14 protein-coding genes and 2 pseudogenes are annotated in these 23850 nt (G+C 62.8%); 13 read left to right on the forward strand and 3 right to left on the reverse strand.

From position 1 onward, the window contains the following. From B5M41_RS18805 to repC, 6 genes and pseudogenes are all read left to right on the forward strand, one after another. Positions 1-196: pseudogene (locus B5M41_RS18805) on the forward strand (IS6 family transposase); the annotation flags it as partial. 203 nt (positions 197-399) lie between these two features. Next, positions 400-1314, forward strand: a pseudogene (locus B5M41_RS18810) (site-specific integrase); the annotation flags it as partial. Positions 1315-2461: 1147 nt separating this feature from the next. Then, complete coding sequence (locus tag B5M41_RS18815; RefSeq protein ID WP_134652492.1) at positions 2462-4294, forward strand: methyl-accepting chemotaxis protein; 1833 nt, start codon at positions 2462-2464, stop codon at positions 4292-4294. Positions 4295-5617: 1323 nt separating this feature from the next. Continuing rightward, positions 5618-6847, forward strand: a complete 1230-nt coding sequence (gene repA, locus B5M41_RS18820; RefSeq protein WP_230640225.1) for a plasmid partitioning protein RepA — start codon at positions 5618-5620, stop codon at positions 6845-6847. Continuing rightward, the gene (gene repB / locus B5M41_RS18825; protein ID WP_134652496.1) at positions 6847-7932 is read left to right on the forward strand and encodes a plasmid partitioning protein RepB; all 1086 of its coding nucleotides are present in this window, start codon (positions 6847-6849) and stop codon (positions 7930-7932) included. The genes repA and repB overlap by 1 nt, the downstream gene beginning before the upstream one ends. A 309-nt stretch (positions 7933-8241) precedes the next feature. Next, complete coding sequence (repC, locus tag B5M41_RS18830; protein WP_230640231.1) at positions 8242-9453, forward strand: plasmid replication protein RepC; 1212 nt, start codon at positions 8242-8244, stop codon at positions 9451-9453. Positions 9454-9522: 69 nt separating this feature from the next. Here repC and B5M41_RS18835 read toward each other — a convergent pair whose 3' ends face one another. After that, positions 9523-10545 (reverse strand): LLM class flavin-dependent oxidoreductase, encoded by a 1023-nt coding sequence (locus B5M41_RS18835; protein ID WP_134652500.1) that lies wholly within the window; start codon positions 10543-10545, stop codon positions 9523-9525. A gap of 160 nt (positions 10546-10705) precedes the next feature. After that, positions 10706-11014, reverse strand: a complete 309-nt coding sequence (locus B5M41_RS18840) for a hypothetical protein (RefSeq protein WP_134652502.1) — start codon at positions 11012-11014, stop codon at positions 10706-10708. Positions 11015-11243: 229 nt separating this feature from the next. Between B5M41_RS18840 and B5M41_RS18845 the strand changes: the two genes are divergently transcribed. From B5M41_RS18845 to B5M41_RS18860, 4 genes are all read left to right on the forward strand, one after another. After that, on the forward strand, positions 11244-11912 hold the full coding sequence (locus B5M41_RS18845) for a ZinT family metal-binding protein (RefSeq protein ID WP_134652504.1): 669 nt from the start codon (positions 11244-11246) through the stop codon (positions 11910-11912). 978 nt (positions 11913-12890) lie between these two features. Beyond that, positions 12891-15488 (forward strand): bifunctional lysylphosphatidylglycerol flippase/synthetase MprF, encoded by a 2598-nt coding sequence (gene mprF / locus B5M41_RS18850; protein WP_134652506.1) that lies wholly within the window; start codon positions 12891-12893, stop codon positions 15486-15488. Next, positions 15485-16849, forward strand: a complete 1365-nt coding sequence (locus B5M41_RS18855; protein WP_134652508.1) for a virulence factor family protein — start codon at positions 15485-15487, stop codon at positions 16847-16849. Before mprF ends, B5M41_RS18855 begins: the two co-directional genes overlap by 4 nt. Before the next feature lie 102 nt (positions 16850-16951). After that, entirely contained in the window at positions 16952-17398 is a 447-nt protein-coding gene (locus tag B5M41_RS18860) for a VOC family protein (protein WP_134652510.1), read from the forward strand. Between the two features lie 25 nt (positions 17399-17423). Here B5M41_RS18860 and B5M41_RS18865 read toward each other — a convergent pair whose 3' ends face one another. Continuing rightward, positions 17424-18338: a LysR family transcriptional regulator gene (locus B5M41_RS18865; RefSeq protein WP_134652512.1), complete on the reverse strand. Its 915-nt coding sequence runs from the start codon at positions 18336-18338 to the stop codon at positions 17424-17426. A gap of 143 nt (positions 18339-18481) precedes the next feature. Here B5M41_RS18865 and B5M41_RS18870 point away from each other — a divergent pair, with 143 nt between their 5' ends. The 3 genes from B5M41_RS18870 (at position 18482) to B5M41_RS18880 (ending at position 23833) form a co-directional block, all read left to right on the forward strand. Then, positions 18482-19273, forward strand: coding sequence for an alpha/beta hydrolase fold domain-containing protein (locus tag B5M41_RS18870; protein WP_134652514.1), 792 nt, complete (start codon positions 18482-18484; stop codon positions 19271-19273). 47 nt (positions 19274-19320) lie between these two features. Further along, a complete protein-coding gene (locus tag B5M41_RS18875) occupies positions 19321-20511 on the forward strand; it encodes an efflux RND transporter periplasmic adaptor subunit (RefSeq protein WP_134652516.1) in 1191 nt (396 codons plus the stop codon). Between the two features lie 121 nt (positions 20512-20632). Continuing rightward, positions 20633-23833 (forward strand): efflux RND transporter permease subunit, encoded by a 3201-nt coding sequence (locus B5M41_RS18880; RefSeq protein WP_134650076.1) that lies wholly within the window; start codon positions 20633-20635, stop codon positions 23831-23833. Positions 23834-23850 lie beyond the last annotated feature (17 nt).

Below are 23850 nucleotides of genomic sequence, written 5' to 3' on the forward strand. Positions count from 1 at the left end.
CGTACCATTGCGAAAACGAGAACGGATGATGCAGAGATTTCGATCAGTCGGCGGCTTACAACGCTTCGTATCGATCTTTTCGGCAGTTCGAAATCTCTTCGTCGCACCGCATCAAAAACGCTCAGCTCTGGCCACCCACATTCATCGGATCCGCGCTATAGCCCAGTGGAAAGCCGTGACCGGCGCGAGTGCCTGATTTCTCAGACACACACCTTGCTTCATCATTGATGAAACAACGTGACATCGCCCTTGGGCCTCCTATACGCAGGATCTGATACGAAAATTCCAAGATTTATGTGCGCTTAAGCCGGTGCTTCTCCCCAATAACCGCACTGGGTATCGCCTAATAAAGACGTCCGATAATCTTGCATTCTCGTCATTATGCTCCTTAATAGAGCAATGCCCCGTATCGTTGAACAAAGCGTCGAAAATCATCCCAAGGACAGTTCAGCACCGCCTCACAGCGCGGTTGTCGGTCGTGCAGAGGCGGCGAGTTCCGCCAATACACGACGCGCGTACGCTGCCGACTGGAAGCATTTTTCCTCGTGGTGCCGGCGGCAGGGTCTTCCGCTCATGCCGCCCGATCCCGCCGTTGTCGCGCTCTACATAAGAGCTTGTGCCTCCGGCAGCAGCAACGGTGCCGGTGCGCGGGGCGGCAAGCCCAATACGGTCTCGACGATCGAGCGGCGGCTCTCAGCGCTCTCCTCGAGTTACTCCCAGGCAGGTCTGCCGCTTGACCGCAGTGACCCGGCGATTGCCAGTGTCATGGCCGACATCCGCAACACCCGAGCCGCTCCGCCGCGCCAGAAGGAGGCGGTCCTGCCCGACGAGTTGGTCGCCATGATCGAGACGCTGGAGCGCGGCACGCTCCGCGGCCTGCGCGACCGCGCCATGCTGCTCATCGGCTTTGCTGGCGGCCTGCGGCGCTCGGAAATCACGGGGCTCGATCTCGGTCGCGACCAAACGCAAGACGGCCGCGGCTGGGTCGAGATCTCTGACAAGGGCATGCTTGTTACGCTGCGCGGCAAGACCGGCTGGCGCGAGGTGGAGATCGGCCGCGGCTCGTCGGAGGCTAGCTGCCCTGTTGCCGCCGTGAATGCATGGATCCGGTTCGCCAGGCTGGCGAGAGGGCCGCTTTTCCGTCGCGTGACCGGCCGGGGCAAGGACGTCGGACCGGACCGGTTGAACGACCAGGAGGTAGCCCGCCTGGTCAAGAAGACGGCGCTGGCCGCCGGCGTGCGGGGTGACCTGTCCGAAACGGAGCGTGGCGCGAAGTTCGCCGGGCACTCCTTGCGCGCCGGACCCGCCTCAGCCGTCTGAAATCGACAAGGGGACCGAATACCTGAAGCGCGCGACGGCAAGCCCAACGCCGTGTCCGACCGATGAGTGACGGACTTAACCCTTGGCGACATATACAAACGGCCTTGTGGCTGTAGGGATCGCTCGATGGCCATCATCGCCGCCGCTTTCCCGCAATAGCCACTTAACCCCGCTGCCCCGAAGAAAGACCCTGCCTGAGGATCAGCATTCCATACTGGAGAGGAGATCGACTGGCCGTTAGGCGGAAAAAGCCAACCACCTCTCTTTCGGCCGCAGATGGCCCAGGACGCGTTTTTTGCGTTTTCCATGTCACGGGTCATTCTCATGCGAGAAATCCTCTGTACGGCCATCTGTGAGGGTCGAAAAATTCGACGTTTTTACTTTTTGATTGCCGGGACTATGCCTTGCTAGTTTGGTTGCGAACAGCGAGGCGGCATCATCAGGGCGCGTAACGCCTCGGTCCAATACGGCTCCGACCATCGAACGGCCGCACTGTTTACGTTCCGAGCGCCATGCCCAAGCCGGTCAGCCGCGCGACGCTCCCACTGGCCGTCATCCACTTCTCGCAAACCGCCCCGCCGCACCAGAAGACGGCGGACCTGTCTTAAAATCTGAACGCCCTGCCTAAGACGTTGGAGCGCAGTGCCCTGCGTGATCTACAAATCGCGCGCCACGGTCGCTCATCGGCTGGCACGGCAGCATGCTCGCAGATGAAGATCTCCGACAAGGGGGCGCTTGCGACGCTTCGCAGCGATACCGCGTGGCGGGAGGTGGAGATCGGCCGAGGTTCGCCGGAAGCCAGTTTCCCCATGACCGCCTGGACTTGTCTCACCACGCACTCGGCGTTTGCTTTTCCGTAGGCCCCATACCTTCGGGGCGAACTGAGCGAAGTGAACGCAACTTTTAAATGCTGCGATTCCAGGGAAGTTCGATGTGACGCAGAATAGAGGTTGTATTTTTGCGCCAGAACGCGCAGCGAACGCAACTCACAATAAGCTTAACAGGACCTTAAGCTTTCTTCTAAAGTATTAAGTGGCAGATCCCGGGGTAGAGGCGCGCCGATTGTATTCGGTCCATAACGCGAACGATCATGTTCACCCCCTGTCTTAGCGTTTGTTCCACTCCCTCTACGGAAAATACTATGTCGCTCTTGCAAAACCTGCGGATCAGAACAAAGGTCCTGTCCCTCGTCCTTCCCGCCTGTCTTATCGGCATCGGCGGAACGCTCTATGTCTCGGGAAAATTCAAGTCTGCGGACACCGAGTATTCGGATTTCGTCACCAATGACGGGAACGCCGAGATAGACATGGCCATTGCCAGCCAGCGTCTCGTTTCGATCGTTTATGACGCCTATCAAGTGTTTCTCTATGACGCCGGAACCGAAGGCATGAAACGAGCGGAGGGCGACTACGCGGCCAGCAAGACGCGGCTCAACGATCTGATCGATAACGCGAGGACGTTGATGCCGGCAGACCGCGAGGCGCTGGCATCTCTCCAGGCGCAATCCAACAGTGTCATCGAGATCACGGATAAAGCCGTCGCTGCGGGATCCGCCGACCGTAACGAGGAAGCCAAAGCCCTTCTCGTCCAGGCCGATGAAAAGGCTGCTGAGACGATCAAGGCGATGCGCGCATGGATCAACAATACGAGCGACAGGCTCAAGGAGAAGGCCGCAGTCCTTTCCGAGAAAACCAACAACACGATCCTGTATACCCTTCTGGCACTGGCCGCTGTTTTTTCGTCCCTGCTGCTTCTCGCCGTGATCGTCACGAAGCGCGAGATTTCCAATCCGATCGAACGGCTTCGCCTCAGGATGATGTCGCTTGCCTCCGGGCAGGTGGATGAGGCTGTGCCCGGTGTCGACCGCCGGGACGAGCTCGGAAGCATGGCTTCGGCCGTCTCCGTTTTCCGGGATAACGCCATCGAAAAGGATCGCCTGGAAAAGCAGAGTGACGCCGATCGGGCGCTTTCGGAACATGAGAGACTGGAGCGGGAAAAACAGAAGGCCGCCGACGCCGCCAACACCAAGTTTGCCGTCGATTCGCTGCGCGACGGGTTGGAAGCTCTCGCCAATGGCAACGTCTCCCACCGCATCCTGACGCCCTTTACCGGCACGCTCGACGAACTGCGCTCGAACTTCAACAGTTCCGTGGAGAAGCTTCACTCCGTGCTTCGCTCGGTCGGGCAGAATGCGGAAGGGATCGACGCCGGTGCGAATGAGATCCGCGCGGCGGCCGACGATCTTTCAAGACGTACCGAACAACAGGCCGCCTCCGTCGAGGAAACCGCAGCAGCTCTGGAGCAGATCACTACGACGGTCAAGGATTCGGCCAAGCGTGCGGACGATGCAGGCCGCCTCGTATCGAAGGCACGAACAGGCGCGGAACAGTCCGGTGCCTTGATGCAGAATGCTGTCGAAGCGATGATGGCGATTGAGAAATCTGCGGGTGAGATGGGCAACATCATCTCCGTCATCGATGAAATCGCGTTCCAGACCAATCTCTTGGCATTGAATGCGGGCGTGGAAGCGGCGCGCGCCGGCGAGGCGGGGAAAGGCTTTGCGGTGGTTGCGCAGGAGGTTCGGGAGCTTGCCCAACGCTCGGCGAACGCCGCCAAGGAGATCAAGGCGTTGATCGCGGCGTCCGGCTCGCAGGTTCAAACGGGCGTCGAGCTCGTCAAGCAGACCGGCGTTTCGCTCGAGACGATCGTGGCGGAAGTCCGGGAGATAAGCCTGCACGTGAACGCCATCGTGGAATCGTCCCGGGAACAGGCGACCGGCCTTCAGGAGATCAACACCGCCGTGAACGTGATGGACCAGGGCACGCAGCAGAACGCGGCGATGGTCGAGCAGTCGACGGCGGCCAGCCATGGCCTTGCCCGGGAAGCCGCTGCGCTCAACCAACTCCTGGCGCAATTCAATCTTGGTGGCTCAAAGGGCTCGGAGCATGGCCTTCGGGCGATGCGAGCCGCATAGTCTTTCTGCAATCGAGTGGATATCGCGCCAAGCGGCGCGATATCTTTGAGGCAAACCCTCCAACGGCAAAAAGACGTTTCGATCTCTGCGCCTGCGCCCGAACCGACCGTCCTGCGGGACCTGTTTGCCAATCGGCAGACCCCTTTCGCAAAAGCCCGCAGACGCGCCGCAAGGCCCCCGATGTTGGATAACGGAAACAGCGAGCGGTCGCGCTCACGATCATTCGCACTCGCCTAGAGCTCAACGAAGACATCGTCAAAGGCGGTTTGACGAGAGTGCCCGCCGCCGCCCCTACCCTCCCCCCAGCACTTGCTGAAATGTTGAGAACCTGTCGATGAGCAAGGGCGTGGGACGCGAGAACCAGCTCGCCGCAGATATCGAGCCGACCCAAGTCGATGCCGTCTAACACCCCACTTGAACCAGATCGCAGCCCAGTCCGGAAATTTGAGCGCCATCGCGACGAGGTCCCGTGGCGATGTCCGGTTGGGTCGTGGTTTTGACCGGTCCAGGCATGTCGCCGCTGCGCGCCGAGATATTCGGTGGTTGGCACGCTTGGGTCATCCACATGCGACCGCTTTCGCGGCACGACCAATTTGCGGCGAAGGTTGAGGCAACGAGCGCGCTAAATGGCTGGCAGATGGATGACTGGTACGACACACGCACCGGCACGCTCCGATGAGCGTCACTGTCGCTGTTGACAGCTGTCAACAGGCCACTCGCCAACCACATCTCGGGGTGGCACCTGTTTATATCGGCGGAGGCTCTCGCGTCACGCGTGACGTCCGAGCCGAGTTTCCTTGCTCACGAGCGAGCACGTCTCAGTCAGAGGATTTCCATAGCAAAAGAGACGGACCACGGTGCGCATAGGGTCGCGTCGGAATATGTTCTCTTGTGGTGGCTCTGGTACATGCGTGGAAGCGGCCAAACGACGAGCCGACTCCATCGACCGTTCTGAACAGGTCCACGCCGAACGGCTCACGTGCTCCTGGGTCACTCGTTGACAGCTGTCAACTCGCGCCAACCCCGTCGCCAAAAATCCCCGCAAACGATTCATTTTCCAGCATTTCCATCCTCGTCAACCGCCGTTTTTCTTTCTCGTAAAGGCTTGACGCGACTCAGAGCTTGGCCCACCGTTCCTACGGAATAAGGCGAAGGATTGTTAGTTCGCCGTAACTGCTAGACGTATCTGTAGATTCTCAGGCTGCCGCATATCCACGGTGCCGAGAATCGGACGATAATAGCATCACGGTCGGTTGCGCATGAGGCGCTGGTTCGACCGGATAACAATCGGAGACTTTGATGGCCTTGCCTTCGGATACCGCCATGGAAGAACATAAAGAGCCGCTTCGCCCGGCGGACGAAACCATTGCAGAAGATGCGCAGGCACTCTCCACGCAGCTCCAGTCGATGCGCGACCGGTTGTTCTCGCCGACGTCGCGAAAGTCCTTGCGCAGCTTCACCTCAGGAGAAGCCGCGCGGCTGATCGGCGTGTCCGACGGTTATCTTCGGCAGATTTCGCTGGCGGGAGAAGGACCGGAACTCGCCACCGGTCCCGGTGGCCGTCGCATGTATTCGCTCTCCGATATCGATGCGCTTCGCCATCACCTCGCCGAGCAGGCACGCGCCAAGGGCAATATCGCCAAGGCCCGCTCCTATCTGAAATGGCGTGACGAGGCGCGCGGCGAGCATCTCCAGATCATCTCCGTGACCAACTTCAAGGGCGGCTCGGGCAAGACGACATCGGCCGTCCACCTCGCCCAGCACCTGGCCATGACCGGCCATCGCGTGCTGGCGATCGATCTCGATCCGCAGGCTTCGCTTTCCGCACTCTTCGGCTACCAGCCGGAACTTGATCTGGTTGGCAACGACACGATCTATGGTGCAATCCGCTACGATGACGAGGCGCGACCGCTTTCGGCCATCATCCGCAAGACCTACTTCCATAATCTGGACCTGGTCCCCGGCAATCTCGAACTCCAGGAGTTCGAGCATGCTACGCCCCGCGCGCTCGCCGAGCGTCGCCCCGGCGACGCGCATGGCTTCTTTTTCACACGCGTCCAGGCGGCCCTTGCCACGGTGGCCGACAACTATGACGTCGTCGTCATCGATTGCCCACCGCAGCTCGGTTATCTGACGCTGTCTGCACTCTGCGCCTCGACGTCCGTCATCGTGACGGTGCATCCGCAGATGCTGGATGTCGCTTCCATGAGCCAGTTCCTCTTCATGACGGCGGATCTGCTGGGTGTGGTGCGTGAGGCGGGCGGGCAGCTCAATTTCGATTTCCTGCGCTACCTCGTGACACGTTATGAGCCGCATGACGCGCCGCAGGCGCAGATCGCGGGCTTTCTCCGCTCGCTGTTCGGCAGCCGCGTTCTGACGGCACCGATGCTGAAATCCACCGCCGTCTCGGATGCCGGCCTGACGAAGCAGACGCTCTACGAAGTCGGCCGCGAGAACTTCTCGCGCGGCACCTACGACCGCGCGATGGATGCGCTGGACGCCGTCAACAACGAGATCGAACAGCTTATTCATACCGCATGGGGACGCACGTGATGGCCGGCCGCGATCGAAAGAACTCCATCAAGGCGCTGTTCGGAGGCGATATCCTGCCGGCCGGAGAGGCGGCACCCGAAACGAAAGCCGCGCCGACGGCAAACGAGCCGGCCGCCGCCCCCGTGCGGACGTCATCCGGTGCCGTCAAGGCGATGGGCCTCTCGCTGACCTCGATTACCCGCGAGGCGGAGGAGGCACGGGCGCTTCGACAGGCGCTGCAGGACGGCGAACGCATCGTTTCACTCGATACCGACAAGATCGACGTCTCCTTCGTCAACGACCGCCTGAGCGACGAGGAGCGTGACGATCCGGATTTCCTCGCACTTGTCGACAGCATCCGCGAGAGCGGACAGCAGGTTCCGATCCTCGTGCGGCCCTCGCCCACCGGAAGCGCCGACACAGGCGAAGGCGACCGATATCAGGTAGCCTATGGTCACCGCCGCCTGCGCGCCGCTCGCCGCCTCGGCCAGCCCGTAAAGGCGATCGTCAAGACACTGAGCGACGACGAACTTGTTCTGGCACAGGGCAAGGAAAATGCCGAACGCCGTAACCTGAGCTTCATCGAGCGCGCGCTGTTTGCGCATACGCTCGTTCGGCGCGGTTTCGAGCGCAAGCTCGTCTGCGATGCCTTGGCGGTGCAGAAGAGCGAGCTGTCACGCCTGCTCCAGGTCGCAGACGCCGTGCCCTTCCGCTTCGTGCGCGAGATCGGTCCGGCGCCGAAGGCCGGCCGTGAGCGCTGGATGGCGCTTGGCGCGCTTTTCGAGAACGGCAATGGCGCGGAGATCGAGAAATCGGAGGACGAGGTCCATTCCGAGCGTTTCCGGTCGGCGACGAGCGACGAGCGTTTTCAGATGCTGTTCGACCGGCTGATGCGGCGCGCGCCCAAGGCGGCGCCAGCGACCGAGGCGATTATCCGTCCCGACGGCGGCGTACTCGCCCATGTCGAACGAAAGGGCAAGGCCGTGCGCATTGCCTTTGCCCCGGAAGTCGATCCCGCCTTCATCGAGGCCTTAACAGCACGCATGAAGGACGATTACGCAGACTTTCTAGCCGCGCGCAAAGACGCGAAGGCGGGAAAGACCTGACGGATATTGTTGTGATTCGGCCGCGTGAGCGGTTGGAGAACGTCTGAGAAACCAGCGAAAGGAAGCGCAGAGACAAGAAAAAAGGCCCCCAAAACGTCACCATTTCGGAAGCCCTCTTCTATGTAGCAATTCGAGAGAATCACTTCCTACAGTCAAAGTCAAGAGTCGTGCGACGCTAGCGTCGTGCGAATGTGAAACTTCGTCTGCCAAATGGCCTGTCTCAGGAGCGGAATCCCCGCTCGATCATGCGACAGGACGGATGGATGGCGTCGACGGGACCTCCTTGCCTCGGAAAAGGGGACCCGAATGATGGAGCATATTGCAACGACGCCTTTTGGCGGCGGACGGATAACTGCGCGCCAGTTCCAGAGACAGCGCGAGACGGCCGGTCGGCAGGAAAAACTGCGGGCTGGCGAGGGCGGCAACGATACCGGCCGGGCCGACAAGTGGCAGCTGATGCGCGCCCTGACCGAGGCACGCGCGGCCTATGGCATCGGAGATCGCGCAATCAGCGTGCTTGAAGCCCTCGTCTCCTTTACCACCACACGGGAGCTCGACGGTTCGGCACCGATCATTGTCTTCCCGTCAAATCGCGAACTGTCGGTGCGCACGCGCGGCATTTCGCCGGCGACGATCCGACGCCACCTGGCAGCACTGGTCGAGGCCGGCATGATCTTCCGCCGCGACAGCGCCAACGGAAAGCGCTTCTGCCGGCGCGACGACAACGGCGTGATAGAGGACGCCTTCGGTTTCGACCTTGCGCCGCTCGCGCTCCGGGCCACAGAGATACTGGAAGCGGCAGAAGCCGCACGCGCCGAGGAAAGAGCAATCAGGGCGCTGCGGAGCGAGGTGACGCTGCACCAGCGCGATATCACCAAGATCATCGCCTGCGCATTGGAAGAGGGCAGGGCGGGCGACTGGCTCGATTTCAAGGCCCGATTGGCAACGATGACCACCGGCCTCGGCCGCCGCATGCGACGCGATCTCCTGGCATGGCGGCGCGATAAACTGATCACCCTGCGTGCCGAAGTGGAAAATGCTTATCTTTCAAGCCTTTCCGAACGAGAAATGAGCGGCAATGAGCTTCAAAATGAGCAGCATATTCAGAATACAAATACAGATCACTCATTTGAACTGAACGGCCAGGAAAACACTGATGGCAGCGTCACGATCTCAAATTTGACGGTGCCGGAGCAGAAGATGGCGATCAGTCTCGACAGATTGACGCGGATTTGCCCGCAGATTGCCGATTACACGAAGGATGGCATCCGGTCATGGAACGATTTCCTGGCTGCTGCGGACCTCGCACGGTCGATGCTCGGCATCACGCCCGATGCCTGGCGCAAGGCGAAAGCGGCGATGGGTGAACAGACGGCGGCCGTGGTGATCACGGTGCTGCTGGAACGGGGCGAGGCCGTCCGCTCGCCCGGAGGCTATCTGCGAAACCTGACGGAAAAGGCCCAGCGTGCGGCCTTCAGCATCTATCCGATGCTCCAGGCGCTGGAACGGTCACGGGCATGATGGACGGACGCGGGAAAAACCTCCGGACGACCGGGCGGATGGCGGTATTTGCCCCCGCCCGATGCAGTGTCAGCGCCAACCAAGCGCCGGAGCGACATGTTTCAGGATGGATTCGATGACATGCGCGTTGTAATCCACACCAAGCTGGTTCGGCACGGTCAGAAGCAGCGTATCGGCCTCCTGAATGCCTTCGTCGGCGGCAAGCTGTGCGATCAGCCTGTCAGGCTCGTCGGCATAGGATCGCCCGAAGATCGCCCGCGTCTTGTCGTCGATGAAACCGACGGAATCCTCTTCCTTGCCGCCGCGGCCGAAATAGGCGCGGTCCCGGTCATCGACCAGGGCGAAGATGCTGCGGCTGACCGAAACGCGTGGCGTGCGTGTGTGGCCGGCCTCCTTCCAGGCCTCGCGATAGGCCCGGATCTGCTTGGCCTGCTGGACATGGAAGGGTTCACCGGTTTCGTCGTTCTTGAGCGTGGAGCTTTGCAGGTTCATGCCGAGCTTGGCGGCCCACACGGCGGTGGCATCGGAGCCGGCGCCCCACCAGATGCGCTCACGCAAGCCTTCCGAGTGCGGTTCAAGTCGCAGCAGGCCCGGCGGGTTGGGAAACATCGGGCGCGGATTGGGCTGGGCAAAGCCTTCGCCCTTCAGCACCTCCAGGAAGACTTCCGTGTGCTGGCGACCCATATCGGCATCGTTCATGCCCTCCGCCGGCGCATAACCGAAATGGCGCCAGCCATCGATGACCTGCTCAGGCGAGCCGCGGCTGATGCCAAGCTGAAGCCGACCCTGCGAAATGAGATCGGCCGCGCCGGCGTCTTCCGCCATGTAGAGCGGGTTTTCGTAGCGCATATCGATGACGGCCGTGCCGATCTCGATGCTCTTGGTCCGCGCACCGACGGCTGCCAGCAGCGGAAAGGGCGAGGCGAGCTGCCGCGCGAAGTGATGCACCCGGTAATAGGCGCCGTCGGCGCCCAGCTCCTCCGCCGCAACCGCCAGATCGATCGATTGCAGCAACGTGTCGCCCGCAGACCGGGTCTGCGACTGCGGGGAAGGGGTCCAGTGACCGAAGGAAAGAAAGCCGATTTTCTTCATGTAAGTCCGCCTCGAAACCATGCGTCCGTTTATGGGAAGTTGATGCGCAAGATGGAGGCTCGCCGCCCGCTTGAAAAGGCCGGCAGTGAGAACGGTGCGTTCACCGGTTGAGGCGGATGGCGTTCGTTGCCGCCAGATACGCCGGTCGGACGGGGTTTGCCTACCTGTCGCGGGGCAGCAGCTCGAGGTCGAGGCGATTATAGGTGGCCTGGATCATGTCGATATCGCTCAGATGGCTGGCGACGGCGATTTCCACCATCACATCGGCCACGGAGACGTCCACGCAGCGTGTTTGCGACCGCTCAGCTCCGGCAAGAACCACGGCCTGCGCCTGATCGCCGCCCAGAGCGAAATACAGGTTGAGCGCGCTCTCGAGATAGGGAAGGGCTCGTCCGGCGGCTGATTGCGATGCGAGGTCGCCTTCGTTCTGCGTGGCAAGGGCAACAGCCTTGTTCTGGATCTCGCTCATCTCGTTTCTCTCTTCACGCACCAACCGGAAGCTGCCGCACAACCGCAGCCTGCACGCAATTATCCCGACCAAGCTAGCGCCAGCCTGATGCGCGCTGGTGGCGGACGGGTGAAAATTCGAGGCGTTTTGCGCTTGAAAGCGTCTTCGAGCCGAGTTAATCGAGATACGTTACGTTATTACGTTTCGACTCGGACGTTAGCGCCGGAATAGACAATGGAAGGAAAAGGCAATGACCAAGGTGTTGAAAAAACTCAGCTATGTGGCGGCGATATCCACGGCGCTCGGGCTTACGGGGCTGGTCAGCGCCCATGCCGCATCGGAGCATAAACACAGCCACAGCCACAGCCATGCCGACGAGGCGCAGAAGAAGGTCCATGAGGGTTATTTCGCGGACGACCAGGTAAAGGCACGTCCGCTTTCGGACTGGGAAGGCGACTGGCAATCCGTCTATCCCTATCTCGTCGACGGAACACTCGACCCCGTGATGGCGGACAAGGCCAAGCATGGCGACAAGAGTGCGGCCGATTACCGGGCCTACTACGACGTCGGCTACAAGACCGATGTCGATCGCATCCTGATTGCCGGGTCGAAGGTTACCTTCTTCCGCGGCGAGACGGCCGTCAACGGCGATTATGAAACCGACGGCCACGAGATCCTGACCTACAAGAAGGGCAATCGCGGCGTTCGCTTCATTTTCAAGAAGGTGGCGGGGGACGAGGCAGCACCCGCCTTCATCCAGTTCAGCGACCACATCATCGCCCCTGAAAAGGCCGGCCACTACCATCTCTACTGGGGCGACGACCGCGCTGCGGTGCTGAAGGAACTGACGAACTGGCCGACCTACTATCCGGCCAATCTCGACGGCAAGCAGATCCTCGAGGAAATGCTCGCCCATTGAGCCGAGCGCGGCCTGCCGGCCGGGACTTTGTCTTGGGATACCGCGCCGCCTGACGCGGTATCCAGCTCGATCGAGCTACTCAGGTTGGATTGCGTCAGGAGCGGGTTGAGCGGGGCGGCTCCCGGGCAAAATCATGGCTGGCCGCCGTCCTACAGCGGATTTCTCGCAAAGACTGCCCCCACCACGTGGCAAACTCACAAAACGCGCCCCGGGCCATCAATGGCGGAACAAGGGGCGTCCGCTTTTTTCCCTAACGGGACCTTGTCGATCGCATCCATCATGGCAATGGAATCCTTGGGCAGGGCCGCCCCCCTTCGGCGGTGGCGGGGGCGACGTGGCAATTGCGGCGCATTTCTCTTCATTAGAGAGTATAATGACGATGATGCGAGATTATCGGACATTGTCTATCGCCGACATGCCGTGCGGTTATTGGCGGAAAAACCGAAAAATCCGCACATATGGCTTGAGCTGGCGGACAACGATTTGCCCGTCGGTTCAGCCGTTTCCGTGACAACATTTGCGGGCTGCCTGCCCGCTGGATAGTGCGCGCGGCGGGCTGGCCGCCCTTCGCGCCCGGCATTGCCTTGAAACCGCTGGATGATCTTGCCCGCTTCGCGCCCGCCTAGGCCGGCTGCCGGCTTTCCCGCCGGGCCCTGAATATGCCGCCGTCGAGGGCAGGGACTATCAGCTCAAAAAAAATGGGCCGGCGAGTTGCGCGGCCCATGAAGTGTGAAGGTTCAAAAAAACCTCCAGAGGGGAACAGCTGCTGCGGCGGCACTGGGAGGAAAAAAGCCGCCATGTGCATCAGCTGGGTGCACTATGCCCCTTTTTTGACCAGATGGAAAACATTTATTGTGCAATGCAGCCATGCACAGGCCGCGTTGCTCCGGCATTGTCGCACGATTGCGAAAAATCAGCCCGATATTTGCCACAGACGCGGCTAGGATGCGGCGCCGTAACATTAGCGCGGGCTTGAGCATGTCGGATAAAACAGGTGTGGTTTCCGAGGACACGTCGTCCCGGCTCGTTGTGCTGTTCCTTACATACAGACTTTATATTCTCGGCGCGGCCAGCCTTTTCGTTTTCGCGCTCGTTGCGTTCGCGCTGTACCACCTGACCGCGGAGGTCCGCTACGACGAGGTGCTCGCCGCGCTTTCGGCGACCTCATGGAGCGCCATCGCGCTTGCGGCGCTGTTCACCGGCCTCAGCTTCTTTGCGCTCATCCTCTACGACGTCAACGCGCTGGACCATGTGGGGCGCAAGGCGCCGTTCCCCTCCGTCGCCGTCACCGCCTTCATGGCCTATGCAGTCGGCAATACGGTAGGGTTCGGCCCGCTCAGCGGCGGGGCGATCCGCTTCCGCGCCTATTCCAGGCTCGGGCTCACGCCGGGCGAGATCGCCCGCATCATCGCCTTCGTCACGCTGTCCTTCGGACTCGGGCTGCTTGGCGTCAGCGCCCTTGCCACGCTTGCCGTGGCGCCGCGCGTCGCCGGCATCATCGGCGTCGATGCGCTCTGGTTGCGCGTCATTGCCGGCGCAGTGGTGGCCGGGCTTGCCGCCGTCTTCTATGTCGGCCGCAACGGCCGGGTGCTCACCATGAAGGGCTTTCGGCTTCGCCTGCCCGATAGCGGCACTGCATCGCGCCAGTTCCTCGTCTCCGCACTCGATATCGCCGCCGCCGCATCCGTGCTCTATGTGCTCCTGCCCGAAACCCATGTCGGCTGGCCGACCTTCCTCGCGATCTATGCGGTCGCGATCGGTTTCGGCGTACTCAGCCATGTTCCCGCCGGGCTGGGGGTCTTCGAAGCCGTCATCATGGCGGGCCTGTCCAACGCCATCGGCATCGATCAACTGCTCGGTAGTCTCGTGCTCTACCGGCTGATCTACTATGTGCTGCCGCTGCTTTTGGCCACGCTTCTCCTGCTCCTGACCGAAATGCGCCAGCTGGCGCTGCGGCCCGGCGTCGCCGAGGCGGCCCAGCTTGCCGGAAAGCTTGCCCCTGCGCTGATCGCCACGCTGTCGCTGCTGCTCGGTGCGATGCTGATCTTCTCGAGCGTGGTGCCGACGCCCGACACCGATCTGGACTTGCTGTCGGGCTACCTGCCGTTGCCGATCGTCGAAGGCGCGCATTTCCTCTCGAGCCTGATCGGCCTGCTTCTGATCGTTGCCGCGCGCGGGCTCGGCCAGCGGCTCGACGGCGCGTGGTGGGTGGCGCTCGCAGGCGCCGCTATCGCCTTCGCCTTCGCCTTCCTGAAGGCCATCGCCGTGTTCGAGGCGGCACTCCTGGCGCTGTTCATTGTCGCGCTGCTTGCCAATGCGCGCGCCTTCGACCGGCACAGTTCGCTGCTGCGCCAGGCGCTTGGTCCATCCTGGCTGATGGCCATCGCCGTCATCATCGTGACGGCCACCTTCATCCTGCTCTTCGTCTATCGCGACACGAACTATGCGCATGACCTGTGGTGGCAGTTCGAATTCTCGGAAGAGGCGCCACGCGGATTGCGTGCGCTGCTCGGCCTTGCCATCGCCGCGTCGACGCTGGCGCTGTCCAGTCTGCTCCGGCCTGCGCATTACCGAACGGAGGGGCCGACGCCGGAGGAACTGAAGCAGGCCGTCGCCGTGACGATGCAGCAGGATGTGGCGGATGCCAATCTGGTGCGCATGGGCGACAAGCGGCTGATGTTCTCGCCCTCGGGACGTTCCTATATCATGTACGGCATCCATGGCCGCTCCTGGATTGCGCTCGCCGATCCCATCGGTGCCGAAGAGGAGTTCCCCGAACTCGTCTGGCAATTCGTCGGCGCGGCGCGGGCAGGCGGGGGACGCGCCGCCTTCTACCAGATTTCGCCGGCCTTGCTCGGTGCCTGCGCGGATGTCGGCCTGCGGGCCTTCAAGCTCGGCGAGCTCGCCACCATCGACCTCGCGGAGTTCGAGCTCAAGGGCAGCCGTTTCGCCAATCTGCGCCAGTCCTATAACCGGGGCCTGCGCGATGGCCTGACGTTCAGCGTCGTCCCGCCGGGCGAGGTCGCCTCGATCCTGGACGATCTTCGTACCGTCTCGGATGGATGGCTGGACCATCACAACGCCAAGGAAAAGACCTTCTCGCTGGGGGCCTTCGCCGACGATTACGTGCTGTCCCAGCCCGTTGCCGTCGTGCGGCTCGCCGAGCGCATCGTGGCCTTCGCCACGCTCATGGTGACGGATACGAAAGCCGAGGCGACGGTCGATTTGATGCGCTTTGCGCCCGACGCCCCCAAGGGTACGATGGACTTCCTTTTTGCCAGCATTCTCGACTATCTGCGCAACGAAAAATATGCCCGGTTCAACCTCGGCATGGCGCCGTTGTCGGGCATGGCGCGGCGCGAGGCGGCACCGGTTTGGGACCGCGTCGGGGGCGCGCTCTTCGAACACGGCGAGCGGTTCTACAATTTCAAGGGCTTGCGGGCTTTCAAATCGAAGTTTCATCCCCGCTGGGAACCGCGCTATCTTGCGGTCTCCAACGGTACCGGGGCAGTGCTGGCCCTGATGGACGTGACCTTTCTGATCGGCGGCGGCGTCAAAGGAGTAATCTCGAAATGAAGGTTCTGTCCCGTCTTACAGCCGCCGCGCTGCTCGCCGGCCTCCTGCCATGCGCAGCCATGGCGCAGGACTTCGATACGGGCATGATCCCCGGCGATCATATCACCATGCCCGATGGCGCGCCGGAGGCGAGCGTGTTCCTGATCTCCGGCAAGGACGGCTGGGGCGCGCAGGAAGACAAGCAGGCCGCGGACCTGGCCGCTAAGGGGGCGGCCGTCGTCGGCATCGACCTGCCGGCCTATCTCAAGACGCTTTCGGCCGATACCGGCGACTGCGTGTACATGATCTCCGACGTGGAAGCGCTCGCCCACCAGATGCAGCGCGCCGGCGGGGCGACGCAGTACAATCCGCCCATTGTCGCCGGCATCGGGGAGGGGGGTGCCCTGGCGCTCGCCATGATCGCCCAGAGCCCCGCCGCCACGCTCGACCAGGCGATCGCCGTCGATCCGGAAGCCGGCATCGCGCTGGACAAGGTGCTCTGCACTCCCGCCAGCAAGACAAAGGCCGGCGACCGCACGCTCTATGGCCTGACGGACGGGCCGTTGCCGGCGCCGGTGACGGTGCTGTTCACCGCCGATGCCCCGCAGGCCGGCCGCGACCATGTGGCGACGCTGCAGACGTCGCATCCCGATATCGAGGTGCGTGACGAGACGGCGAGCGCCGCCGATGTCCTTTCCCAGGCTCTGGCCGACCGCGTCGACGCGGCCGGTGGTACCGAGACGCCCCTTGGCCTGCCGCTCAGCGTTCTGAAGGCGACGCCGGCCTATGACACCATGGCGGTGGTCTATTCCGGCGACGGCGGATGGCGCGACATCGACAAGCAGGTGGCCGGCGCGCTGCAAGAGCGCGGTATTCCCGTCGTCGGCGTGGATTCGCTGCGCTACTTCTGGTCGGAGCGAAAGCCGCAGGAAACGGCGGACGATCTTTCGCGCATCATCGATGCCTTCAGCAAGGAATGGGACGTCAAGCATGTGCTGCTCGTCGGCTATTCCTTCGGTGCAGATGTGCTGCCGGCGACCTACAACCTGCTCTCCGCCGACGACCGCAAGCGCGTGCCGCAGCTGACGCTGATGGCGCTGTCGCACCAGGTGGACTACGAGATATCGGTGACAGGCTGGCTCGGCGTGGCCGGGGAGGGCGCAGGCGGCGATCCCGTCAAGGACATCGCCAAGATCGATCCGAAGATGGTGCAATGCATCTACGGCAGCGAGGAGGACGACGATCCGTGCCCGACACTGAAGGCTTCGGGCGTGGAAGCCATCTCGATCGAGGGCGGCCACCATTTCGACGGTGACTACGAGGCCCTTGCCGGCCGCATCATCGACGGGCTGAAGAAGCGGCTGGCGGCTGGCGCGCAATAGGCTTCCCCGCGTGTCCGCGAGCGTGCCGGGATGCCGTCAGGTTGACCTCCATGTCGATCGGGAGGATAGTGACGCCTCACTCCAGGGAGGAGGGATAGCGTCATGAAGATCGTGACCAGCCTGAGTTTCCAGGGCCAGTGCCGGGAAGCCTTCGAGTTCTATGCCGACGTTCTCGGCGGTACCATCACGGCTGCCATGCCCTATAGTGCCGCGCCGCCGGACATGCCCATCAGCGACGAAAAGTACAAGGACTGGCTGATGCATTGCTGGCTTCAAGTCGGCGATCAGGCATTGATGGGCGCCGACATGGACGTTGCCTGGGCGCCGAATGTGGACAAGCCCAAGAACGGCTTCGACGTCACCCTGCATACAACGGACAAGGCCGAGGCGAAACGCTGGTATGACGCGCTTTGTGACGGCGGACGGCCGGGCATGCCTTTTGAAGAAACCTTCTGGTCCCCCGGGTTTGGCTCCCTGACCGACAAGTTCGGCGTGCCGTGGATGATCAATACGATTCCGTCGGCCGATTGGAAACCGCGGCAGGGTTAGGGTCGCGCGGCGCCGACCGAAAGGCTCAATCGGGCGGGGCCAGCTGCGAACGCGCCAGGAGCCGCACGAGCCAGTCCACGAAGACCCGGACCTTGTTGCTCAGGTGCCGGTTGGGCGGATAAACGATGTAGAGCTGAAGGCGCTCGACCTGCCAATCGGTCAGCACAGGAACCAGCCGGCCGTCTTCCAGTGCCCCGCGCGCCATGAAGCGGGCGAGGAGGGCAATGCCCAATCCCGAAAGCGCGGCTGCGGAATAGCTGCGGGCATCGTTGGTCGATACGGTGTAGCGGCCGTTGATCTCCATCTTTTCCTCGCCCCGCGTCAGCACGAAGGGCATGATGCGGTTGTTCTGCGCGAAAAAGTAGTTCACCAGGCGATGGTCCGCCTCAAGCTCCGACGGATGCTGCGGCGTGCCGAAGGCCGCGATGTAGTCCGGTGCCGCGCAGGCGAGCAGGTCGACCTCGCCGACCCGCCGTGCGATGAGCGACGTGTTGCCCGGCGCGCCGGCCCTGAGCGCGCAGTCGACATTCTCCGCGAGATAATCCACCGGCCGGTCGCCGACCCCCAGGTCGATGCTGATATCGGGATAGGCCTCGTGAAAATCCTTCAATGCCGGAATGACGACCAGATCCGCGAAGGCGCCGGACATTTCCACGCGCAGCCGGCCGCTTGGATTGGTGCGGGAATGCGAAAGGCTGCCGTCCAGCTCATCGATCTCGGTGATGATCTGGTTGGCCCGTTCGTAGTAGAGCGCACCATCCGTGGTCACCATGACGCGCCGGGTCGTGCGGTTCAGCAACTTGGTTTGAAGATGCGCTTCCAGATTATGAATGAGATTGCTGACGGTGGCCTTGGGCATGCCCATGGCGTCCGCCGCCCGGGTGAAATTTCCCATCTCGACGACGCGAAGGAAAACGCGCATCGCAGAAAGCTGATCCATGGAACATTCCCGCTATGGAAGCTATGATTGTTCGAGTTATCGAACAGTGAAATCGATTTTACCACACTTATCTGGGTGCAATGACTAACGATATAAATGGTGAGGGCCCCTCCTATTTCAAACGGGGCTGCAGGACAAAATCGATGCCGGTGGAAATCAAGGATATGACGTTCGACAAGGTGGCCTCCGGCCCCGTGTCGGTGCGCGTCTATCAGGGAGCCGACTACGCCAAGGGTGCACCGGTCCTGTTGTATTTCCACGGCGGTGCGTTCACGCAGTCAGGCCTCACCCATTGCCCGCTCGCCGAATGCATTGCCGGCACCGGCGCCATCGTCGCCGTGCCGAACTATAACGAGGGTGGCGTCTTCCCCAGGCCGCTCGAAGCCGGCTTTTCCATCTTCTCCTATCTGGCCAAGAAGCGCGCGGGCCTTGGCGACCGAAAGTCGCTTCTCCTGATCGGCGGCGAGGAAGCCGGCGGCAACGTCGCGGCCGGCGTTGCGCTGAAGGCGCGCGACCACTTCGCCGACGAACTGGACGGCCAGGTTCTGCTGTCGCCGCTGCTCGATCCCTTCATGGCCACGCCGTCCTTCCGCAAGGCGGACGCCATCGGCATGCACGACCGCTGGACCGACGGCTGGAACCACTATCTCAGCGGTGGCGTCTGCCATCCCTATGCCGCGCCGTCCATGTGCTCGCGCCTGTCGGGCCTTGCACCGGCGCTCATCATATCGTCCGAAGACGATCCGCTTCTCGACGAGGGCCTGGGCTATGCCGCAAGCCTGCGTGCGGCCGATGTCAAAGTACAGCAGCATGTCCTTCCCGCGGGAACAGGCTGGCCAACGATCTATAGCGGGACACCCAATGGGGCCGAGCACTGGGCAGGCGTCGTCGCCGACCAGTTTGCCGGTTTCGTTCACACGATAAGCACTGCCTGATTTGAATTGAAAATATAACGCGGACCCAAGCCGCACTGGAGAAAACAATGATATCGAAGCGCAAACGCTGGGCCCTTACGGGCGCCGGCCTGGGACTGGCTGTGTCTGCTTCTGCCGCAGCCCTGATCTTCCAACTTCCCGCCACCGCCGCCAAGGCCGAGGCGACCGCCGCCGCGGAGGTTCCCGCGGTACCGGTCACCGTTACCGTGGTCGAGAACCGCGACGTGGTGACATGGCAGGAATTCTCCGGCCGCCTGGAGGCCATCGATCGCGTGCAGGTTCGCTCGCGCGTTTCGGGCGCCATCCAGTCGGTTCACTTCCGCGAGGGGGCGCTGGTGAAGGCCGGCGACCTGCTCTTCACCATCGATCCACAACCCTTCCAGACCGCGGTGACGCAGGCAAAGGGCCAGTTCGCGTCCGCCGAGGCCCGGGTGAAGCTTGCCAAGACCCAGCTTGATCGCGGTGAACGCCTCGCCCAGAGCAACAGCATCTCGCAAAGCGACATCGACCAGCGCCTGAACGCGGTGGCAGAGGCCGAAGCGGCGCTGACCACCGCGCGCGCCACGCTCGATGCCGCTGAGCTGGAACTCAGCTACACGAATGTGCGCGCCCCGGTCGCCGGCCGCGTCGGCAAGGTGGAGATCACCACGGGCAACCTCGTGGCGGGCGGCTCGGCCTCCCCGGCGCTGACGACGCTCGTCTCCGTCGATCCGATCTATGCCAGCTTCAATGTCAGCGAGGAAACGGTCTCGGCCGCGCTCGCCGCTCTGCCTGCCTCCGAAGGCGCATTGCCGCCGATCGAGCAGATCCCGGTAGAGGTCGGTACGCTCGCCGATGAGGGCACGCCCATTCACGGCAAGCTCCAGCTCATCGGCAACGAGGTGGACGCGGCCAGCGGCACGATCGCCGTGCGCGCCGTCTTCGACAATCCGGGCAACCGGCTGATCCCCGGCCAGTTCGTGCGCATCCGCATGGGCGAGCCGAAGGCCGAGAGCAAGATCCTCGTCAGCGAGAAGGCCGTCGGAACCGACCAGGACAAGAAGTTCGTCTTCGTCGTCGACAAGGAAAACAAGGTCGCCTACCGGCCGGTCGTGCTCGGCAGCCTGTCGGGCAACGAGCGTATCGTCGAAAGCGGCCTTTCCAATGGCGACAAGGTGGTCGTCAACGGCCTGCAGCGCGTGCGCCCTGGTGTCGTGGTCGACCCGCAGGTGCAGGAAAACGTCGCCGCCGTGAAGTAACGGCGGCCGGCGGGGCGACGTAAAGGCCCCGCCTCGATTGCATGCAAATCCATGTCCGCCGGCGGTGCCTTGCCCGCCGGGTAGGCTTGTTCGTCCGAATTCATCCTGGAGAGGGTGCAAAATGAACATCTCCCGTTTCTTCGTGGATCGCCCGGTCTTTGCCGGGGTTCTATCGATCCTCATCGTGGTCGCAGGCCTGATCGGCATGCGCGCCCTGCCGATTTCCGAGTATCCGGAAGTCGTTCCGCCATCGATCGTGGTGCGCGCCGTCTATCCGGGCGCAAACCCCGTCGTCATCGCCGAAACCGTCGCCACGCCGCTTGAAGAGCAGATCAACGGTGTGGAGGACATGCTGTACATGAACAGCCAGGCGACGTCGGATGGCGTGCTGACGCTGACGGTCACCTTCAAGCTCGGCACCGATCCCGACAAGGCCCAGCAGCTCGTCCAGAACCGCGTTTCGCAGGCCGAGCCGCGCCTGCCCGCGGAGGTCCGGTCGCTCGGCGTGACCACGGTCAAGAGCTCGCCCGACTTCATCATGGTGGTGAACCTCGTCTCGACGACCGACCGCTATGATGTGACCTATCTGCGCAACTACGCCACGCTGAACATCAAGGACCGGCTCGCGCGCATCGAGGGCGTCGGGCAGGTGCAGGTTTTCGGCGCCGGCGACTATGCGATGCGCGTGTGGATCGATCCGCAGAAGGCCGCTGAGCATGCGCTGGCTGCGAGCGATATCAGCAACGCCATCCGCGAACAGAATGTGCAGGCGGCCGCCGGCATTATCGGCGCTTCCCCGACGCCAAATGACGTCAACCTCCAGCTCAACGTCAATGCCCAGGGCCGCCTGCGCACCCCGGAGGAATTCGGCAACATCATCGTCAAGGCCGGGCCTGAGGGACAGATCACCCGCCTGAGGGATGTCGCGCGCGTCGAACTCGGTGCCGCCGACTATACGTTGCGCTCGCTGCTCGACGGGCAGCCGGCCGTCGCCGTCGCCGTGCTTCAGGCGCCGGGGTCCAACGCCATCGAGATCGCCGACAGCGTGCGTGCCACGATGGACCAGCTCCAGCTCGCCATGCCCGACGGCGTGAAGTACGAGATCGTCTACGACACGACGGAATTCGTGCGTGCCTCCATCGACAAGGTCGTGGATACGCTGCTGGAGGCCATCGCGCTCGTCGTGCTCGTCGTCATTCTGTTCCTCCAGACCTGGCGCGCCTCGATCATCCCGCTGCTCGCCGTACCCGTCTCGATCATCGGCACCTTCGCCGTCATGTATGCCTTCGGTTTTTCGGTGAACGCGCTGACGCTGTTCGGCCTGGTTCTCGCGATCGGCATCGTGGTGGACGACGCGATCGTCGTCGTCGAGAATGTCGAGCGAAACATCGAAAACGGCCTGAGCCCGCGCGACGCCACCTACCGGGCGATGCGCGAGGTATCCGGCCCGATCATCGCGATTGCGCTGGTGCTCGTTGCCGTCTTCGTGCCGCTGGCGTTCATCAGCGGCCTGTCCGGCCAGTTCTACCGCCAGTTCGCGCTGACCATCGCCATCTCCACGGTCATCTCGGCCATCAACTCGCTGACGCTGTCACCCGCTCTTGCGGCGCTGCTCCTGAAGGATCACCATGCGCCCAAGGATTGGCTGACCCGTGTGATGGACGGCCTGTTCGGCTGGTTCTTCCGCGGCTTCAACCGGGCATTCGGTGCGGCCGGCAACGGCTATGGCCGCGGCGTTGGCGCGCTGGTGAACCGCAAGTCGGTGGTCATGCTGGTCTATCTCGCCCTCGTCGGCGCGACCTACACCGTGTTCAACGCCGTGCCCGGCGGCTTCGTGCCGGCGCAGGACAAGCAGTATCTCGTCGGCTTCGCCCAGTTGCCCGACGGCGCGACGCTCGACCGCACGGAAGACGTCATCAAGAGAATGAGCGCGATTGCGCTGGAACAGCCGGGCGTGGCGCATGCCATCGCCTTCCCGGGCCTGTCGATCAACGGCTTCACCATCGGCTCGAACTCCGGCATCGTGTTTGCGGTTCTCGATGATTTCGACAAGCGCAAGACGCCGGATCTTTCCGGCGGCGCCATCGCCATGCAGCTGAACCAGAAATTCGCCGGCATCCAGGACGCCTTCATCGCCATGTTCCCGCCGCCGCCGGTCAACGGTCTCGGCACGACGGGCGGCTTCAAGCTGCAGATCGAGGACCGTGCAGGCCTCGGCTATGCGGCCCTGAACGAAGCGACGCAGGCCTTCCTCGGCAAGGCATACCAGACGCCGGAGCTGGCGGGCCTGTTCTCCAGCTTCCAGATCAACGTGCCGCAGCTCTATGCCGATCTCGACCGGGCCAAGGCCCAGCAGCTCGGCGTGCGGGTGACGGATGTGTTCGAGACGCTGCAGATCTATCTCGGCTCGCTCTATGTCAACGACTTCAACGCCTTCGGCCGGACCTACAGCGTACGCGTACAGGCGGATTCCGCCTTCCGCGCCAAGCCGGAAGATATCGGCCAGTTGAAGGTGCGGTCGCAGTCGGGCGAGATGATCCCGCTGTCGGCCCTCCTGAAGGTGGACGCGACGACGGGGCCCGAACGCACGACGCGGTACAACGGCTTCCTCGCCGCCGACATCAACGGCGGACCCGCGCCGGGCTTCTCCTCGGGCCAGGCGCAGGCTGCCATCGAGAAGATCGCGGCGGAAACGCTTCCCGCGGGCATCGACTTCGAATGGACGGACCTGACCTACCAGCAGATCCTGGCCGGCAATTCGAGCATCGTCGTCTTCCCGCTGGCGCTGCTGCTCGTTTATCTCGTGCTCGCAGCGCAGTATGAGAGCCTGACATTGCCGATCGCCATCATCATGATCGTGCCGATGGGCGTACTCGCGGCGCTTGCCGGGGTCTGGTACACGGGCGGCGACAACAACGTCTTCACCCAGATCGGCCTTGTCGTGCTGGTGGGGCTATCGGCGAAGAACGCCATCCTCATCGTGGAATTCGCCCGCGAGCTGGAATTCGAGGGCCGAACCCCGGTGCAGGCGGCCATCGAGGCGAGCCGCCTTCGCCTTCGCCCGATCCTCATGACGTCCATGGCCTTCATCATGGGTGTCGTGCCGCTGGTCCTGTCGACCGGCGCGGGCGCGGAGATGCGCGCCGCCATGGGCCTTGCCGTGTTCTGCGGCATGATCGGCGTCACCTTCTTCGGCATCTTCATGACGCCGGTCTTCTACGTGCTGCTGCGCCGGATCGCGGGCAATCGCCCGCTTGTCCAGCACGGACGATCGACCATGTCCGGGGACGAACCGGAAGGAACGCCCGCGGTCCAGCACTGAGCGCAAACGAAAAGGCC

Source organism: Shinella sumterensis (assembly GCF_004514425.2).
In the GTDB taxonomy this organism is placed as follows: Bacteria; Pseudomonadota; Alphaproteobacteria; order Rhizobiales; family Rhizobiaceae; genus Shinella; species Shinella sumterensis.

What these genes read in the sequence shown, in the direction of transcription:
- B5M41_RS18815 (WP_134652492.1), top strand. Translation starts at nt 2,462, where the DNA reads ATGTCGCTCTTGCAAAACCTGCGGATCAGAACAAAGGTCCTGTCCCTC.
- repA (WP_230640225.1), top strand. Translation starts at nt 5,618, where the DNA reads ATGGAAGAACATAAAGAGCCGCTTCGCCCGGCGGACGAAACCATTGCA.
- repB (WP_134652496.1), top strand. Translation starts at nt 6,847, where the DNA reads ATGGCCGGCCGCGATCGAAAGAACTCCATCAAGGCGCTGTTCGGAGGC.
- repC (WP_230640231.1), top strand. Translation starts at nt 8,242, where the DNA reads ATGGAGCATATTGCAACGACGCCTTTTGGCGGCGGACGGATAACTGCG.
- B5M41_RS18835 (WP_134652500.1), bottom strand. Translation starts at nt 10,545, where the DNA reads ATGAAGAAAATCGGCTTTCTTTCCTTCGGTCACTGGACCCCTTCCCCG.
- B5M41_RS18840 (WP_134652502.1), bottom strand. Translation starts at nt 11,014, where the DNA reads ATGAGCGAGATCCAGAACAAGGCTGTTGCCCTTGCCACGCAGAACGAA.
- B5M41_RS18845 (WP_134652504.1), top strand. Translation starts at nt 11,244, where the DNA reads ATGACCAAGGTGTTGAAAAAACTCAGCTATGTGGCGGCGATATCCACG.
- mprF (WP_134652506.1), top strand. Translation starts at nt 12,891, where the DNA reads ATGTCGGATAAAACAGGTGTGGTTTCCGAGGACACGTCGTCCCGGCTC.
- B5M41_RS18855 (WP_134652508.1), top strand. Translation starts at nt 15,485, where the DNA reads ATGAAGGTTCTGTCCCGTCTTACAGCCGCCGCGCTGCTCGCCGGCCTC.
- B5M41_RS18860 (WP_134652510.1), top strand. Translation starts at nt 16,952, where the DNA reads ATGAAGATCGTGACCAGCCTGAGTTTCCAGGGCCAGTGCCGGGAAGCC.
- B5M41_RS18865 (WP_134652512.1), bottom strand. Translation starts at nt 18,338, where the DNA reads ATGGATCAGCTTTCTGCGATGCGCGTTTTCCTTCGCGTCGTCGAGATG.
- B5M41_RS18870 (WP_134652514.1), top strand. Translation starts at nt 18,482, where the DNA reads ATGCCGGTGGAAATCAAGGATATGACGTTCGACAAGGTGGCCTCCGGC.
- B5M41_RS18875 (WP_134652516.1), top strand. Translation starts at nt 19,321, where the DNA reads ATGATATCGAAGCGCAAACGCTGGGCCCTTACGGGCGCCGGCCTGGGA.
- B5M41_RS18880 (WP_134650076.1), top strand. Translation starts at nt 20,633, where the DNA reads ATGAACATCTCCCGTTTCTTCGTGGATCGCCCGGTCTTTGCCGGGGTT.